Source organism: Citrobacter sp. ANG330 (genome assembly GCF_047467925.1).
Lineage (GTDB): Bacteria > Pseudomonadota > Gammaproteobacteria > Enterobacterales > Enterobacteriaceae > Citrobacter_A > Citrobacter_A amalonaticus_G.
This window is the reverse complement of the sequence record NZ_JASJUI010000001.1, coordinates 1076825-1093859: the sequence shown is the minus strand read 5'-3', so window position 1 is coordinate 1093859 and position 17035 is coordinate 1076825. Positions and strand designations below refer to the sequence as shown.

Sequence of the window (17035 nt, the reverse complement as noted above, 5' to 3'; positions counted from 1 at the left end):
TCAAAGCTCCCTTGCCAGTTTGCGTTTTTCGTTCCACGCCGTGGCGCTGATGCTGACCAGGATAATGACGCCGCTGAACACGGTATGCCAGTACGAAGAGACGCTGAGCAGCGTCAGGCCGTTTTGCAAAAAGGCCAGCAGAATCACCCCCAGCAGCGTACCGGTTAATGTGCCCCGACCTCCGCTCATGCTGGTGCCGCCGAGCACAACCGCCGCCAGCACCGTCAGCTCAAATCCAAGCAGCGAGTTCGGCGCCACGGACTGAGTGATCTGCGCCTGCACCACGGCCGCTACACCGGCCAGAATGCCCATGTAGCCGTAGACATAGAAATGCAGCTTCAGCAGATTAAGACCAAGGCGGGACGCCGCGTCGCGGTTGCCGCCCATCGCGTAAATCTGGCGGCCAAGACGGGTGGAATTCATCAGAATGGCGGTGAAAATAACCACTGCTGCCAGACACAGCAGCGGAAGCGTGAGGCCGTAGTCGTAGCCGTCCGCCGCAGTGAACGAAAACCAGTTGATGCCGTTCATAAACCAGTCGGGGAAGCCATACAGCCAGGTGCCTTTGGTGGCGTAAACCAACAGGCCGTAATAGACGTTCAGCGTGGCGATGGTAATGATGATGGCGGGTACGCGCAGCCAGTAGACCAGGAAGCCGTTAATCAACCCGAGCAGTAACCCGACGGCACAGGCCAGCGCCAGTGCCAGCAGAAAGTTTCCGCCGTTGGCGATCACCCAACTGGCCATCGCATATTGCGCAATGGCGGTCATCGCCGGGAACGAAATATCGATACCGCCAGAGATCAGCACCACAAACAGGCCACAGGCGAGAATACCGAGAATAGCGTAACTGGTGGCGACGTCCGTCAGGTTGCCGAGTGACAGAAACTCATCGGTGCTGGCGCTCAGCCCGACGGCAAGCGCAATCACCAGCAGCCCCAGCCAGAATTCATGGTGCCCGACTAAGCGGGAGAGACGAAAGTTATTCATGGATCACCTCGACCACCTCTGCAATGTCCTCTTCGCGACAGCGATGCGGATTAAATTCGGCGACCAGCTTCCCGCGCCGCATGACCAGCACACGATGGCTGTTGTAATAGGCTTCCGGGATCTCATCGCAAATCATCAGTACTGCCATTCCCTGTTCCGCAAGATTGCGGGCAATCTGATAAATCCCCTCTTTGTTGGCGATATCCACGCCGACAGTGGGGGAGTCCAGGATCAGGATGCGCGGATTTGTCGCCACCCATTTGGCGATGGCGATACGCTGGGCGTTGCCGCCAGAGAGCGTTTTGACCGGCAACTGCGGATCGGAAACCTTAATGTTCAGTTCACGGATCAGATCGGCAACCAGCGTTTTCGCTTTGCTGTGATCGAGCAGACCGCTGCGGGTATGCAGCTTGTCAAAGACCGTGACAATGGTGTTGTCGTAGATCGACTGTTCCATGATCAGCCCCTGAGTCAGGCGATCTTCTGAGACATAACCGATGCCGTGTTTGATGGCGTCATGGTTATTGCGTAACTGAACCGGTTTTCCATTAATGCGAATTTCACCGCTGTCCGGATGCGTCATGCCAAACAGGCTCAGGCACAGTTCGGTGCGTCCCGCGCCAAGCAGGCCGACGATCGACACGATCTCGCCGCTGCGCAGTGACAGGTTAATTTCCTGATATTTGCCCTTGCGGCTCAGGTTGCGCAGTTCCAGCATCGGTTCCTGATCGACCGGCGGTTTTTCCGGCAGGGGACTGTAGTGGAAGCGTTGTCCGGTCATCAGGTATGCCAGCTCATGGCTGTCGAGTTCGCTGGCAGGATAGGTCCCCACCAGTTTGCCGTCGCGCATTACGCTGATGCGGTCCGCCACTTCCATTACCTCGTCAAGACGGTGGCTGACGAATACCACACAGATCCCGGCGGCTTTCAGTTCGTTGACCACGCGCAGCAGGCCGTTAACCTCCTGGCGGGTGAGTGAGGCGGTGGGTTCATCCATAATCACCAACCGCGCGTCGGCGGCAATGGCGCGACAGATGGCGACCAGCTGGCGGTCGGCTATAGAGAGTTTTTCCACTTTTTTATCGGGGTCGATAGTGACGCCAATCCGCTTCATCGCCGCCAGCGCCTGTTGCTTCATCGCGCCGCGTCGTACCCAGATATCACCGCCGGGCAGATAGCGGTTGACGGCAATATTCTCCGCCACGCTGAAATTAGGAAACAGGGAGAGATCCTGATAGATCACCTGAATGCCATAATGCGAGGAAAGCTGTGGCGACAACTGGTGAAACAGTTTGCCATCCAGCAGGATCTGCGCCCCTTTTTCCGGTTGGTAAACCCCGGAAATCACCTTAATGATGGTGCTTTTGCCGCAGCCGTTCTGTCCTGCCAGACAGTGAACTTCGCCTTTTTTCAGCGTCAGATTCACATTATCCAGCGCCAGCACGCCCGGGAATTGCTTGCTGATATTCTCAAGAGTGATAAATGCGGTGGTGTCTGTCATGGACAATACCCCTGCGAGCGCCCTGACGGGCGCTGAGTGTTAAGTCTGTTGATAGCGCCGACCAGACGGCCGGCGTTGGGTTTCCCTGGTGTTGGCTAAGCGCCTCAGAAACCGAGCGATTGTGCGTTATCTTTGGTGACTTCGAGGATCTTATTAAAGCGGATCACTTTCTTCTCCATGTCGACATCGGCTTTCCCTAATCCTTCAATGGACAAGTCTTGCGTCACCTCTTTGCCTTGCAGCAACTGGTTGGCTACCGTCACCAGCGCGTAACCGGCATCTTTGGGATCCCACAGCAACGCTTTTTTGATATCGCCACGCATCAGATACGGCGCAGCCTGTGCAGGCATAGCGATACCGACGACGGCAATTTTATCTTTCGCCCGTTTTTTCTGTACCGCCTGACCCGCACCAATCGGACCCAGCGACCCAAAGCCAATGATGCCCTTCATCTGCGGATAGGTTTTCATCAGATCCAGCGTGGTGGAGTACGATTTATCAATGCTCTCGGCCACCGGCAGGCGAGTAGTGACTTCAAACATATCCGGGTATTTTTCTTTCTGATACTTGATGGCGTAGTCGGCCCAGGCGTTGTGTAACGGCACGGTCAGCGAGCCAACATAGATTGCGTAGCCGCCTTTGCCGCCCATGTCTTTCGCCAGTTCGTCGACGTTAGCCTGCGCGTACTTCTCACTGTCGATCGTTTCAATATCCCACTGACCGATTTGCTGATCCGGCGATTCATGGGTCAGTACGACAATGCCCTTATCGCGCGCTTTTTTCAGCACGGGTTCAAGTACCTTCGCGTCATTAGGTACCACAATGATCGCGTTGACGTTTTTGGCAATGAGATCTTCAATCACCTTCACCTGCTGAGCCGGATCGGGCGTGGAAGGACCGGTCTGATAAGCGTTTACATCCAGTTTTTTTGCTGCTTCATTGACACCGGTTTCCATACGGTTAAACCACGGAATACCGGTGACTTTGGCAACCACAGCAATTTCATATTTTTCTGCCGCAAAGGACGTACCGGACAACATGCTTGCAGAAACCAGGGTTGCACTGAGTAAGGCGAGTTTGAATTTCATAGTTGTACCTTTTGTAGGGACCAGGGCAAGTCACGAACAGGAGGTTATCAACGAAGGGAAGAGGTAATGAATCGCAAGTTTAATAAATGTGATAAATGCCCATAATTGTTAATATATAGGAATTTAATGGTTAAATTATAGTTAATTTAGATGGTATTTATACAAAGTGAGAGGATATATTTGTTAAATAACATTATGAAAGCATCATTGTTTTTAACAAAAAATTATCATTTTAACGATTTGTCCCATACGGATTTCCCCTCTGTCGCCTGAGGGCGGCAGAAAAAATCGCAAAAATGAGAACTGAATCGAGCCCATCAATCCGTGCTCAACATTCATCGTTTCAATGGTATTCTCTCCGACAATCCCGCCACGGCGATCCGGTTCCCGTGGGCGTTCTGTTTTCGTGAGGAGTTGATACCATCTATGACACGCGGCGTTTTGCCCTGGTTATTCGCCTTTTTCACCTTTACGGTGAGCGCTCATCCGCACAGCTTTATCCGCCTGAAGACGGAAGTGATCAGCGATAACGGTGCTATCGTAGCGCTAAAGATGCGCTGGACAATGGATGAACTGACCTCTGCCGATCTACTCTACGACGCGGGTGACGCTAAGCCGGGTTCTGACATCTGGAAGAAGCTGGCGGCAGAAGTGATGGCGAATGTGCTGGGCCAGCACTACTTCACCGAAATGTGGCACAACGGGCAGCGCGTCAAATTTAAAAATCGTCCCACGGAATACGGGATGGAACGAGAAGCGCATCAGGCTGTTCTGACGTTTGTTCTTCCCCTGGCACAGCCACAGCCCCTCCATGGACAGCGCTACATGTTTTCAACCTTTGATCCCTCCTATTATGTCGACATGAGCTACGAAGAAGATCGCGATGCCATGCTGTCACCGGCGTTGCGTGAGCAATGTGGCATTGCCGTGAATACACCGGCGCCGAGCGAAGAATCGCTTAGCTTTGCCCAGTCGCTGGATAAAGAAGACGCACCGCCGGAGGATATGGAACTGGGTAAACAATTTGCACAGACGGTTGAGGTGACATGTCAGTGATATTACAAAACCGCATTCGCGCACGGCGCTGGCTGTCGCTGTGGCCGCTGGCGCTGTTTCTGCTGATCGCGGCGATCGTGGGTGTCTGGCTGTGGCAGACCTGGCCGCAGGTGATGATCAAAAGCATCGTCTGGCAGCGGGAGGTGAATCAGCAACTGAGCGCGCTGCTGAAGGCGGTTGCGGCGAACCCGGCTCAGGCTGGCGGAACGTTATTGCTATTGAGCTTTTTATATGGCGTGCTGCATGCGCTGGGGCCGGGACATGGAAAAGTGGTCATCACCACCTGGCTTGCGACTCATCCTTCAAAGTTGAAGTCGAGCATTAGCCTGACGCTGGCCTCTTCGTTGCTACAAGGGCTGGTGGCGATTGGGCTGGTTGTGGTCGTCCTTAGCATTTTGCAACTCCCCGCAAGGCAACTGCATCTGAGCGGTTTCTGGCTGGAGAAAGGCAGCTATGCGCTGGTGGGCATTCTGGGCATTTTGTTGTGTTGGCGGGCGCTGAAGAGACTGCGTGCGCTACTGCGTAAGCCCACATTCACGGCTTTTACGCCACACCATGTCCATCATGAAAGTTGTGGTTGTGGGCATCAGCACTTGCCAGATCCGGACCAGCTTAACCGCGACGATGACTGGCGCGCGCGGTTGATGATCATACTGTCGATGGGGATGCGACCCTGTTCCGGGGCGATCATGGTATTGCTGTTCAGCAAAGTCATTGGCGTATTTTACTGGGGAATCGCCTCGGCGCTGGCGATGGCGGTGGGTACCTCATTAACCATCACCTCGCTGGCGTTGCTGGTGCACAGTTTCCGCACGCTGGCGGTCAAACTGGGGGGACACACGGCGCCTGCATTGTGGCGACAGATAGGATGGTCGACGCTGGCGTTGGCCGGGGGCGCGATATTAGTGGTGGCAGCAGTGGTGATGTGGATGAGCGCGGTGCCAGTGGGAAGGGGATTACGGCCGTTTTAAACGTGCCCTGGGTGAGAATGCCTGATGGCGCTTCGCTTATCCGGCCTACAGCTCATTTCCCTCTGTAGGCCGGATAAGGCGTTAGCTGCCATCCGGCAGTAAACGATTAGCGCTTCAGCGCATCGCTCAGTTCGTCACGCATATTCGCCAGCATCGCTTTAACCACGCGCGGATTACCTGCCACGATGTTGCCGGTCGTCATGTAGTTGTGACCACCGGTAAAGTCGCAAACCAGAGCACCTGCTTCACGGGCGATCAGTTCGCCAGCAGCGAAATCCCACGGACGCAGACCAATTTCGAAATAACCGTCAACGCGCGCAGCGGCAACATAGGCCAGATCCAGCGCAGCAGAGCCGGTGCGGCGGAAGTCAGCGCACTCGGTAAACATTTTGCCGAGGATATTCATGTAAGAGGTGGCGTGCTGTTTGGCTTTGAACGGGAAGCCGGTCGCGATAATCGTGCCGTCCAGGTCGCGTGCATTGCTGCCGCGCAGACGGTAGCCATTCAGCTGTGCGCCCTGACCGCGGGTCGCGGTGAACAGTTCGTTACGCATCGGATCGTAAACCACAGCGACTTCAGTGCGGCCTTTAATACGTACGGCGATGGAAACCGCGAAGTGCGGCAGACGTTTTACGAAGTTGGTGGTGCCATCCAGTGGATCGATAACCCATTGAACATCCTGATCGGTACCTTCATGTTCACCGCTTTCTTCGGTGATGATGGTGTGCTGTGGGTAAGATTTGCGGATCGTTTCGATAATAATCGCTTCAGCGGCTTTATCGACGTTGGTCACGAAATCATTGCTGCCTTTCTGGCTGGTTTCTACTGAGTCAGGCGTTTCGTAGTGTTTGGCAATTACATTACCCGCCTTGCGCGCTGCGCGCACGGCGATGGTCAGCATCGGATGCATCGGTCTCTCTCACTGGATGTTAAAGAACGGGAAAACGGCGCAGAGTATAGCAGCGAGATCGGAATATGTCTTCGGTTTATGATAATATGCCCGAATAATCTTTAGCTGAAGAAAGACAATGCTGCAAAATATTCGAATCGTGCTGGTGGAAACATCCCACACTGGCAATATGGGCTCTGTGGCCCGCGCTATGAAGACAATGGGGTTAACTAACCTGTGGCTCGTTAACCCGTTAGTCAAACCTGACTCCCAGGCCATCGCCCTGGCGGCAGGGGCCAGCGATGTGATCGGCAACGCGCAGATCGTCGATACTCTCGATGAAGCGCTGGCCGGATGCAGCCTGGTGGTCGGGACCAGCGCTCGTTCGCGTACGCTGCCGTGGCCGATGCTTGATCCGCGCGAATGCGGTTTAAAAAGCGTGGCGGAAGCGGCAAATACCCCCGTGGCGCTGGTGTTTGGCCGTGAACGCGTTGGGCTGACCAATGACGAGTTGCAGAAATGCCATTACCACGTCGCGATTGCGGCAAACCCGGAGTACAGCTCGCTGAACCTGGCGATGGCGGTACAGGTTATCGCGTATGAAGTGCGCATGGCCTGGCTGGCGACGCAGGAAAATCCTGATGCGGTCGTGCATGAAGAAGCACCGTACCCGCTGGTAGACGATCTGGAGCGGTTTTATGGTCACCTTGAGCAGACATTACTGTCGACGGGTTTTATCCGTGAAAACCATCCGGGGCAGGTGATGAACAAACTGCGTCGTCTGTTTACGCGCGCGCGTCCGGAGAGCCAGGAACTGAATATTCTGCGCGGCATGCTGGCTTCTATTGAGCAGCAGAATAAAAGCAAGTAACGGTGCTAATGCCGGATGGCGCTTCGCTTATCCGGCCTACAGACCGCACGATTCGTAGGCCGGATAAGCGAAGCGCCATCCGGCAAATGAAAACGGCACTGAAGGTTAAATACCTGACTAAAACAGTCAAGTAAATAGTTGACTGATTTAGTCGGGAATGTCAGACTTGGCCCTGCTATGCAATACCCCCATTTTACAATAAAAAACCCCGGGCAGGGGCGAGTTTGAGGTTAAGTAAGACATGAGACTGACATCTAAAGGGCGTTATGCCGTGACCGCAATGTTGGACGTTGCGCTCAACTCCGAAGCGGGCCCGGTACCGTTGGCTGATATTTCTGAACGTCAGGGAATTTCCCTTTCTTATCTGGAACAGCTGTTCTCCCGTTTGCGTAAAAATGGTCTGGTTTCCAGCGTACGTGGACCGGGCGGTGGTTATCTGCTGGGCAAAGATGCCGGCAGTATTGCCGTTGGTGAAGTCATTAGTGCTGTTGACGAGTCGGTTGATGCGACCCGTTGTCAGGGCAAAGGCGGTTGTCAGGGCGGCGATAAATGCCTGACCCACGCGCTGTGGCGCGATCTGAGCGATCGTCTGACCGGTTTCCTCAACAACATTACATTAGGCGAACTGGTAAATAACCAGGAAGTCCTGGATGTGTCTGGTCGCCAGCACAGCCACGACGCTCCACGCACAAATCGTGCACAGGACGCAATTGACGTTAAGTTACGCGCTTGATTTAACCGTCCTGTTTCGGGTTGCATCTGCGTTGGCTGCACATGCTCACCCCGAACACTTACTTTTGTAAGCTCTCGGGGATTCGCATGTTTGCCGCCTTGCTGAAACGCGAAACAGTCAGGTTAACGATAATAAGATTTTCGAGTCAGGCCGGAGCGTTTGCGCTCCGTTAACACGGTCGTACATCCAGCCGGTTGCCTGACTCCTTGCATTGAAGCGATGTACGGAGTTTATAGAGCAATGAAATTACCGATTTATCTCGACTACTCCGCAACCACGCCGGTGGACCCGCGTGTTGCCGAGAAAATGATGCAGTTCCTGACGCTGGACGGAACCTTTGGTAACCCGGCCTCCCGTTCACACCGTTTCGGCTGGCAGGCTGAAGAGGCGGTAGATATCGCCCGTAATCAGATTGCCGATCTGGTCGGTGCCGATCCGCGTGAGATCGTCTTTACTTCCGGTGCGACTGAGTCCGACAACCTGGCGATCAAAGGTGCAGCCAACTTTTATCAGAAAAAAGGCAAGCACATTATCACCAGTAAAACCGAGCACAAAGCGGTACTGGATACCTGCCGTCAACTGGAGCGCGAAGGGTTTGAAGTGACCTACCTGGCGCCGCAGAGCAACGGGATTATCGATCTGAAAGAACTGGAAGCGGCGATGCGTGATGACACCATTCTGGTTTCCATCATGCACGTGAATAACGAAATCGGCGTGGTGCAGGATATCGCGACTATCGGCGAAATGTGCCGTGCACGCGGCATCATCTATCACGTTGACGCCACTCAGAGCGTGGGCAAACTGCCTATCGATCTGAGCCAGTTGAAAGTTGACCTGATGTCCTTCTCCGGTCACAAAATCTATGGCCCGAAAGGGATCGGCGCACTGTACGTTCGTCGTAAACCGCGTATTCGCATCGAAGCACAGATGCACGGCGGCGGACACGAACGCGGCATGCGTTCCGGTACGCTGCCTGTCCACCAGATCGTCGGTATGGGTGAAGCCTATCGCATCGCGAAAGAAGAGATGGAAACCGAGATGGCGCGTCTGCGCGGTCTGCGCAACCGTCTGTGGTACGGCGTGAAAGATATGGAAGAAGTCTATCTGAACGGTGATCTTGAGCAGGGCGCGCCAAACATCCTCAACGTCAGCTTTAACTACGTGGAAGGCGAGTCGCTGATTATGGCGCTGAAAGACCTGGCTGTTTCTTCTGGTTCTGCCTGTACGTCTGCAAGCCTTGAGCCTTCCTACGTGCTGCGCGCGCTGGGAATGACCGACGAGCTGGCGCATAGCTCTATTCGTTTCTCTTTAGGTCGTTTTACTACCGAAGAAGAGATTGATTACACCATCGAACTGGTTCGTAAATCTATCGGCCGTCTGCGTGACCTTTCTCCGCTGTGGGAAATGCACAAGCAGGGCGTGGATCTGAACAGCATCGAATGGTCACATCATTAATCGGTACCGATAAGGAGAATTCATCATGGCTTACAGCGAAAAAGTAATCGATCATTACGAGAATCCACGTAACGTGGGCTCTTTTGACAACAGCGACGAGAACGTGGGCAGCGGTATGGTGGGTGCACCAGCCTGTGGCGACGTGATGAAGTTGCAGATCAAGGTCAACAATGAAGGTATCATTGAAGACGCGCGTTTCAAGACTTACGGTTGCGGTTCCGCCATCGCCTCCAGTTCCCTGGTTACCGAATGGGTAAAAGGGAAATCGTTGGACGAAGCACAGGCGATCAAAAACACCGATATCGCCGATGAGCTTGAGCTGCCGCCAGTGAAAATTCACTGCTCTATTCTGGCAGAAGACGCGATCAAAGCCGCCATTGCGGACTACAAAAGCAAACGTGAAGCAAAATAAGAAGAGTTGAGGTTTTATTATGTCGATTACACTTAGCGACAGTGCAGCAGCGCGAGTAAATACCTTCCTGGCGAACCGCGGTAAAGGGTTTGGCCTGCGTCTGGGCGTAAGAACCTCGGGCTGCTCAGGTATGGCGTATGTACTGGAATTTGTTGATGAACCGGCGGCAGAAGACACCGTGTTTGAAGACAAAGGCGTGAAGGTGGTGGTCGACGGTAAAAGCCTGCAATTTCTGGACGGTACGCAGTTAGACTTCGTGAAAGAAGGTCTGAACGAAGGGTTTAAGTTTACCAACCCGAACGTGAAAGACGAGTGTGGTTGCGGCGAAAGCTTCCACGTATAACGCGCATCACCCGAAAACCCCACCGTGGCTTTGCTACGCGTGGGGTTTGTTCTAACAGGCTATCCCTGAGAATGTTATGGACTACTTCACCCTCTTTGGCTTACCAATCCGCTATCAACTCGATACTCAGGCGCTGAGCCTGCGTTTTCAGGGTCTGCAACGCCAGTATCATCCTGATAAATTCGCCAGTGGTACGCAGGCGGAGCAGCTTGCCGCCGTCTCGCGATCCGCCACCATCAATCAGGCCTGGCAAACGCTGCGCAACCCTTTGACTCGCGCAGAATACCTGCTTTCACTCCATGGCTTTGATCTCAGCAACGAGCAGCACACGGTGCGCGATACCGCCTTCCTGATGGAACAACTGGAACTGCGCGAAGAGCTCGATGAGATTGAACAGGCGAAAGACGAGGCGCGGCTGGAACGTTTTATTCAGCGCGTGAAAACGATGTTTGATAGCCGCCATCAGTCGATGGTGGAACAGCTGGATAACGAGACGTGGGACGTGGCGGCCGATACCGTGCGTAAACTGCGTTTTCTCGATAAACTGCGCAGCAGTGCAGAACAACTCGAAGAAAAACTGCTCGATTTTTAATATTCGGAAGCAATTATGGCCTTATTACAAATTAGTGAGCCTGGTCTGAGCGCTGCGCCCCACCAGCGTCGTCTGGCGGCGGGTATCGATCTCGGGACCACCAACTCTCTGGTCGCGACCGTGCGTAGCGGTCAGGCGGAAACGCTGGCCGATCATGATGGTCGTCATCTGCTGCCGTCCGTCGTTCACTATCAGGCGCAGGGCCACTCGGTCGGTTACGATGCGCGAACCAATGCCGCGCTGGATACCGCGAACACGATTAGCTCAGTCAAACGCATGATGGGGCGTTCGCTGGCGGACATTCAGGCGCGTTATCCTCATCTGCCGTACCGTTTCCAGGCAAGTGAAAACGGCTTGCCGATGATTGAAACGGCGGCGGGATTGCTGAACCCGGTCCGTGTTTCAGCCGATATTCTGAAAGCGCTGGCGGCGCGGGCTTCCGAGTCGCTTTCTGGCGATCTCGATGGCGTTGTGATTACCGTACCGGCGTACTTTGACGATGCACAGCGCCAGGGGACCAAAGACGCTGCGCGTCTGGCGGGTCTGCATGTATTGCGCCTGCTCAATGAACCGACCGCTGCGGCGATTGCCTACGGTCTCGATTCTGGCAAAGAGGGCGTCATCGCGGTGTATGACCTCGGCGGCGGGACGTTTGATATTTCGATTCTGCGCCTGAGCCGCGGTGTGTTCGAAGTGCTGGCGACCGGTGGTGACTCCGCGCTCGGCGGCGACGACTTCGATCATCTGCTGGCGGATTACATTCGCGAACAGGCGGGGATTGCCGATCGTAGCGATAACCGCGTGCAGCGTGAACTGCTGGATGCCGCCATCGCGGCGAAAATCGCGCTCAGTGATGCCGGGTCCGTGACGGTTAACGTGGCGGGCTGGCAGGGTGAGATTACCCGCGAACAGTTTAATGAACTCATTTTCGCACTGGTGAAGCGTACACTGCTGGCCTGTCGTCGCGCACTGAAAGATGCCGGCGTTGAGGCGCAAGAGGTGCTGGAAGTGGTGATGGTCGGCGGTTCCACACGCGTACCGCTGGTGCGTGAACGCGTGGGCGAATTTTTCGGTCGCCCGCCGCTGACGTCAATCGACCCGGATAAAGTGGTGGCGATTGGCGCGGCGATCCAGGCGGATATCCTGGTCGGCAATAAACCGGACAGCGAAATGCTGCTGCTCGACGTGATCCCGCTGTCGCTGGGACTGGAAACGATGGGCGGCCTGGTGGAGAAGGTGATCCCGCGTAACACCACGATTCCGGTGGCGCGTGCGCAGGACTTTACCACCTTCAAAGACGGCCAGACCGCGATGTCGATTCACGTCATGCAGGGCGAACGTGAACTGGTGCAGGACTGCCGCTCGCTGGCGCGTTTTGCACTGCGCGGTATTCCGGCGTTGCCGGCAGGCGGCGCGCACATTCGCGTGACCTTCCAGGTGGATGCAGACGGTCTGTTGAGCGTCACCGCGATGGAGAAATCCACCGGCGTTGAGGCATCTATTCAGGTTAAACCGTCCTACGGGCTTACCGACAGCGAAATTGCCTCAATGATTCAGGATTCGATGAGCTTTGCCGAGCAGGACGTAAAAGCCCGTATGCTGGCAGAGCAGAAAGTCGAAGCGGCGCGCGTACTGGAAAGTTTAACCGGTGCGCTGGCCGCGGATGCCGCGCTGCTAAGCGCCGCAGAACGTCAATTGATCGACGATGCCGCCGCGCACCTGAGCGAGGTGGCGCTGGGCGATGATGTTGACGCTATCGAACAAGCCATTAAAAATGTAGACAAACAAACCCAGGAATTTGCTGCTCGCCGCATGGATCAGTCGGTCCGTAGCGCGCTGAAAGGCCATTCCGTGGACGAGGTTTAATATGCCAAAGATTGTTATTTTGCCTCATCAGGACCTCTGTCCGGATGGCGCAGTTCTGGAAGCGGAGACCGGTGAAACCATTCTTGACGTTGCACTGCGCAACGGTATTGAGATTGAGCACGCCTGCGAAAAATCCTGCGCCTGCACCACCTGCCACTGCATCGTGCGTGAAGGTTTTGACTCCCTGCCGGAAAGCACGGAAGAAGAAGACGACATGCTGGATAAAGCCTGGGGTCTGGAGCCGGAGAGCCGTTTGAGCTGCCAGGCTCGCGTGACCGGGGAAGATTTAGTGGTCGAAATCCCACGTTACACAATCAACCATGCGCGTGAGCATTAACAGAGGGTAGTATGGGACTCAAGTGGACCGATAGCCGTGAAATCGGCGAAGCGCTGTACGACGCGTTCCCCGATCGTGATCCTAAGACGGTTCGTTTTACCGACCTTCATCAGTGGATTTGCGATCTCGAGGATTTTGACGACAATCCTGATGCGTCCAATGAAAAAATTCTGGAGGCAATTCTGCTGGTCTGGTTAGATGAAGCAGAGTAGGTCACATAACGGGCTGCCAGAGGGCGGCCCGTTTGCTAAGAAGGATAAAAACAATGACAGAAGCCATGAAAATCACCCTCTCTACACAGCCCGCCGATGCGCGCTGGGGTGAAAAAGCCACCTACAGTATGAATAGCGAGGGCATTGCCCTGCATCTTAACGGTAAAGGCGACCTCGGTTTGATCCAGCGCGCCGCACGTAAAATCGACGGCCTGGGCATCAGGCATGTGCAATTGGCAGGTGAGGGCTGGAATGCAGACCGCTGCTGGTCATTCTGGCAGGGCTACAAAGCGCCGAAAGGCAGCCGTAAAGTAGAATGGCCAGCGCTGGACGATGCGCAGCGCCAGGAGCTGGATAATCGTCTGACCATCATCGACTGGGTACGCGACACCATTAACGCGCCAGCGGAAGAGCTGGGGCCGGAACAGCTGGCGCAGCGTGCGGTTGACCTGCTGTGCAGCGTCGCCTGCGATCATGTCTCTTACCGGATTACTAAAGGCGAAGATCTTCGCGAACAGAACTACATGGGGCTGCATACTGTTGGCCGTGGTTCTGAACGCTCGCCGGTTTTGCTGGCGCTCGACTACAACCCGACAGGAGATAAAGAAGCTCCGGTTTTTGCTTGCCTGGTTGGGAAAGGGATCACCTTTGATTCCGGCGGCTACAGCATCAAGCAGAGCGCCTTTATGGATTCGATGAAATCCGACATGGGCGGCGCGGCAACGGTAACCGGCGCGCTGGCGTTTGCGATCACGCGCGGGCTGAATAAACGCGTGAAGCTATACCTGTGCTGTGCGGATAACCTGATCAGCGGCAACGCGTTCAAGCTGGGCGATATCATTCATTATCGTAACGGTAAAAACGTCGAAGTGATGAATACCGACGCGGAAGGGCGTCTGGTGCTGGCGGACGGTTTGATCGACGCCAGCGCCCAGAAACCAGAGCTGATTATCGATGCAGCAACCCTGACCGGAGCCGCGAAAACCGCGTTGGGTAACGATTACCACGCGCTGTTCAGCTTCGATGATCAACTGGCGAACCGTCTGCTGGCAAGCGCAGCCGAAGAGAACGAGGCGTTCTGGCGTCTGCCGCTGGCGGAATTCCATCGCAACCAGTTGCCGTCTAATTTTGCCGAGTTGAACAATACCGGCAGCGCGGCGTATCCGGCAGGGGCGAGCACGGCTGCAGGGTTCTTGTCGCACTTTGTGGAAAACTACCAGCAGGGCTGGCTGCATATCGACTGCTCGGCGACCTACCGCAAAGCGCCGGTTGAGCAGTGGTCTGCCGGAGCGACCGGTCTGGGTGTGCGCACTATTGCAAATCTGCTGACTGCCTGAAAGGTATTTTTGTAGGCCGGGTAAGCGAAGCGCTCCCCGGCATTTTGCCTGATGGCGACGCACTGCGTCTTATCAGGCCTGCGATCCATAGATAAGTTGTGATCTCTATGTCTGAAACGAAAAACGAATTAGAAATCCTGCTGGAGCAGGCGGCGACAGAGCCTGCGCACCGCCCGGCATTTTTCCGTACCCTGCTGCAATCCACCGTCTGGGTGCCAGGCACTGCGGCAGAAGGCGAGGCAGTGGTTGAAGACAGTGCGCTCGATCTTCAGCACTGGGAAAAAGAAGATGGCACCACGGTCATTCCTTTTTTCACCTCGCTGGAAGCGTTGCAGCAGGCCGTCGAAGATGAGCAGGCGTTTGTGGTGATGCCGGTACGGACGCTGTTTGAGATGACGCTCGGCGAAACCCTGTTCCTCAACGCTAAACTGCCGACCGGAAAAGAGTTCATGCCACGCGAAATCAGCCTGCTGATGGAGGAAGAAGGGAATCCGCTGAGTACGCAGGAAGTGCTGGAAGGCGGCGAATCTCTGATCCTCTCCGAAGTGGCCGAACCGCCAGCGCAGATGATCGACTCGCTCACTACGCTGTTTAAGACCATCAAGCCGGTGAAACGCGCTTTTCTCTGTTCCATCAAAGAGAGCGCTGATGCTGAGGCCAATCTGCTGATTGGCATTGAAGCGGATGGCGATATTGAGGAGATTATTCATGCGGCGGGTAGCGTGGCGACGGACACCTTACCTGGCGATGAGCCAATCGATATCTGCCAGGTGAAAAAAGGCGAGCAGGGGATAAGCCATTTTATCACCGAACATATTGCCCCCTTCTACGAGCGTCGCTGGGGCGGGTTCCTGCGTGATTTCAAACAGAACCGAATTATTTAAGTGAAGGAAAGCCGCCCCGAAGGGCGGCATCCTCCCTTACCTGCCCTGGTCGTTGGTCTTTACGAAAACAGAATTACTGGGGTAGCTCTGGTCTGCGTGAAGGCACAACACACCAGAAACAAGAAGCACGATACAGACGTACCGTATCTTCATTGTGCGGTCCATGCAAAGACCGCTTCACGACAGCACCACTGGCGATAATGCCGTGACAGCAAGCACTACGGCGTGCCTGCGCTAACGGCCATGGGACATCCTTTTCGAAAGCCAGTGCCCGCTTGCGAGGCGGCGAAAAGGGCGGGGAAGAATGATACATTAACTTCCTAATAGTTTCCTGGCTAACTAACTTGACATTATCTTCCTTAAAAGAGAGTATTACCCCACTACGGCGTGCCTGCGTTGCTATGGCAACACAGCCAGCTGGAAAGGCCGCGAACCGGACCAGCACAAAAAAACCGCTCAAAACGTTTGAGCGGTTTTTTTGTGGTCAAAAGAGACTAAGAAATCAGAATTTATTTAGCGTCATCCGGTTCTACCGGTAAATCGGCACGCGCTCCCCATTCGCTCCACGCACCGTCATACAGTGCGACGTCTGGCACGTCCAGTGTCGCAAGCGCCAGCACAACGACGGCTGCCGTCACGCCAGAACCACAGCTGGCGATAATCGGACGATCAAAACTGACGCCATGACGAAAGAAGATGGCATCCAGCTCGTCAGTTGTTTTCAGTTCCCCTTCCTGAACCAGTTCTGTCCACGGCACGTTTAAGGCACCGGGTACATGACCTCGTCTGAGACCAGGACGCGGCTCGTCGACTTCAGCATTAAAACGTGCTGCCGGGCGGGCATCGACAATCTGTGCGCTTTTTTCATGGCTGGCGAGCAGCACATCGGTGACGCGCACGACGGCGTCAGGGTTAAACGCTGGATCAAACTCGCCTTCCGGCAGTTCAACGTCACCTTCCTGCAGCGGCAACTCATCACGTTGCCAGCCCGCCAGGCCACCACCCAGAATGGACACGTTCTCCACGCCAAAGGTACGCAGCATCCACCACGCGCGCGGGGCGGAGAACAGATTTCCCTCATCATACACAATCAGATGTTTATCCTGATGAACTCCCAGTTCACGCATCGCCACGGCGAAGCTTTCCGGGCGTGGCATCATATGCGGCAGAGGTGACGTATGGTCGGAGAGCGCTTCGATATCGAAAAACACCGCACCCGGGATATGCCCCGAGCGATACTCTTGCGCAACGTCGCGGTCTTCCTGCCCTGGCGGCGCCATGCGGGCGTCGATAATTTGAATCTGCGGATCGTCAATATGCTCGGCAAGCCAGTCGGCGGCGACAAAAAAGGCGGTAGTCATGGGGATCTCCATGTTTATCAGGTGTCCGCTAAATTGTCAGGCCTTTGCCGACAGGGGACAAGTAAAAGAGGCTGATTTGTCCAGTGATCCCACACTTCTTAATTAAATTCAGACAAGAAGGGAGGGATAGAGACTTA

General features: G+C 54.9%; 19 protein-coding genes. 13 read left to right on the top strand and 6 right to left on the bottom strand.

Features of this window, described 5'->3' with window-relative positions; genetic code table 11:
- The 3 genes from QNN88_RS05410 to QNN88_RS05400 all read right to left on the bottom strand — a co-directional run bounded on the left by QNN88_RS05410 (position 1) and on the right by QNN88_RS05400 (position 3579).
- On the bottom strand, positions 1–990 hold the full coding sequence (locus QNN88_RS05410; RefSeq protein WP_414239277.1) for an ABC transporter permease: 990 nt from the start codon (positions 988–990) through the stop codon (positions 1–3).
- Positions 983–2491, bottom strand: a complete 1509-nt coding sequence (locus tag QNN88_RS05405; protein ID WP_414239276.1) for a sugar ABC transporter ATP-binding protein — start codon at positions 2489–2491, stop codon at positions 983–985. Before QNN88_RS05405 ends, QNN88_RS05410 begins: the two co-directional genes overlap by 8 nt.
- Positions 2492–2595: 104 nt before the next feature.
- The gene (locus tag QNN88_RS05400; protein ID WP_414239275.1) at positions 2596–3579 is read right to left on the bottom strand and encodes an autoinducer 2 ABC transporter substrate-binding protein; all 984 of its coding nucleotides are present in this window, start codon (positions 3577–3579) and stop codon (positions 2596–2598) included.
- A 426-nt stretch (positions 3580–4005) separates the two neighbouring features.
- On the opposite strand from QNN88_RS05400, the gene QNN88_RS05395 reads away from it, so the two are divergent.
- Positions 4006–4635, top strand: a complete 630-nt coding sequence (locus tag QNN88_RS05395) for a DUF1007 family protein (protein ID WP_414239274.1) — start codon at positions 4006–4008, stop codon at positions 4633–4635.
- On the top strand, positions 4626–5606 hold the full coding sequence (locus QNN88_RS05390) for a nickel/cobalt transporter (RefSeq protein ID WP_414239273.1): 981 nt from the start codon (positions 4626–4628) through the stop codon (positions 5604–5606). Before QNN88_RS05395 ends, QNN88_RS05390 begins: the two co-directional genes overlap by 10 nt.
- A 106-nt stretch (positions 5607–5712) precedes the next feature.
- Here QNN88_RS05390 and suhB read toward each other — a convergent pair whose 3' ends face one another.
- Positions 5713–6516 (bottom strand): inositol-1-monophosphatase, encoded by an 804-nt coding sequence (gene suhB / locus QNN88_RS05385; RefSeq protein ID WP_042999816.1) that lies wholly within the window; start codon positions 6514–6516, stop codon positions 5713–5715.
- A 118-nt stretch (positions 6517–6634) separates the two neighbouring features.
- Between suhB and trmJ the strand changes: the two genes are divergently transcribed.
- From trmJ to sseB, 11 genes are all read left to right on the top strand, one after another.
- A complete protein-coding gene (gene trmJ / locus QNN88_RS05380; RefSeq protein ID WP_152402934.1) occupies positions 6635–7366 on the top strand; it encodes a tRNA (cytosine(32)/uridine(32)-2'-O)-methyltransferase TrmJ in 732 nt (243 codons plus the stop codon).
- 241 nt (positions 7367–7607) lie between these two features.
- The gene (gene iscR, locus QNN88_RS05375; RefSeq protein WP_042317591.1) at positions 7608–8099 is read left to right on the top strand and encodes a Fe-S cluster assembly transcriptional regulator IscR; all 492 of its coding nucleotides are present in this window, start codon (positions 7608–7610) and stop codon (positions 8097–8099) included.
- A 240-nt stretch (positions 8100–8339) separates the two neighbouring features.
- The gene (gene iscS, locus QNN88_RS05370) at positions 8340–9554 is read left to right on the top strand and encodes a cysteine desulfurase (protein ID WP_414239272.1); all 1215 of its coding nucleotides are present in this window, start codon (positions 8340–8342) and stop codon (positions 9552–9554) included.
- A gap of 25 nt (positions 9555–9579) precedes the next feature.
- Positions 9580–9966 (top strand): Fe-S cluster assembly scaffold IscU, encoded by a 387-nt coding sequence (iscU, locus tag QNN88_RS05365; protein ID WP_002913991.1) that lies wholly within the window; start codon positions 9580–9582, stop codon positions 9964–9966.
- Between the two features lie 19 nt (positions 9967–9985).
- Positions 9986–10309: an iron-sulfur cluster assembly protein IscA gene (gene iscA / locus QNN88_RS05360; RefSeq protein WP_003037681.1), complete on the top strand. Its 324-nt coding sequence runs from the start codon at positions 9986–9988 to the stop codon at positions 10307–10309.
- Between the two features lie 76 nt (positions 10310–10385).
- Positions 10386–10901, top strand: coding sequence for a co-chaperone HscB (gene hscB / locus QNN88_RS05355; protein ID WP_414239271.1), 516 nt, complete (start codon positions 10386–10388; stop codon positions 10899–10901).
- Between the two features lie 15 nt (positions 10902–10916).
- Positions 10917–12767: a Fe-S protein assembly chaperone HscA gene (gene hscA, locus QNN88_RS05350; protein WP_414239270.1), complete on the top strand. Its 1851-nt coding sequence runs from the start codon at positions 10917–10919 to the stop codon at positions 12765–12767.
- A gap of 1 nt (position 12768) precedes the next feature.
- Positions 12769–13104, top strand: a complete 336-nt coding sequence (fdx, locus tag QNN88_RS05345; RefSeq protein ID WP_414239269.1) for an ISC system 2Fe-2S type ferredoxin — start codon at positions 12769–12771, stop codon at positions 13102–13104.
- 11 nt (positions 13105–13115) lie between these two features.
- The gene (gene iscX, locus QNN88_RS05340; RefSeq protein WP_414239268.1) at positions 13116–13316 is read left to right on the top strand and encodes a Fe-S cluster assembly protein IscX; all 201 of its coding nucleotides are present in this window, start codon (positions 13116–13118) and stop codon (positions 13314–13316) included.
- Positions 13317–13369: 53 nt separating this feature from the next.
- Positions 13370–14653 carry an aminopeptidase PepB gene (gene pepB / locus QNN88_RS05335; protein ID WP_414239267.1) on the top strand — a complete coding sequence of 428 codons (1284 nt, stop codon included), beginning with the start codon at positions 13370–13372 and terminating at the stop codon, positions 14651–14653.
- A gap of 107 nt (positions 14654–14760) precedes the next feature.
- Positions 14761–15537 (top strand): enhanced serine sensitivity protein SseB, encoded by a 777-nt coding sequence (gene sseB / locus QNN88_RS05330; protein ID WP_414239266.1) that lies wholly within the window; start codon positions 14761–14763, stop codon positions 15535–15537.
- A gap of 36 nt (positions 15538–15573) precedes the next feature.
- Here sseB and timP read toward each other — a convergent pair whose 3' ends face one another.
- Positions 15574–15690 carry a small toxic inner membrane protein TimP gene (gene timP / locus QNN88_RS05325; RefSeq protein WP_414239265.1) on the bottom strand — a complete coding sequence of 39 codons (117 nt, stop codon included), beginning with the start codon at positions 15688–15690 and terminating at the stop codon, positions 15574–15576.
- A gap of 356 nt (positions 15691–16046) precedes the next feature.
- Positions 16047–16898: a 3-mercaptopyruvate sulfurtransferase gene (gene sseA / locus QNN88_RS05320; protein ID WP_414239264.1), complete on the bottom strand. Its 852-nt coding sequence runs from the start codon at positions 16896–16898 to the stop codon at positions 16047–16049.
- Positions 16899–17035 lie beyond the last annotated feature (137 nt).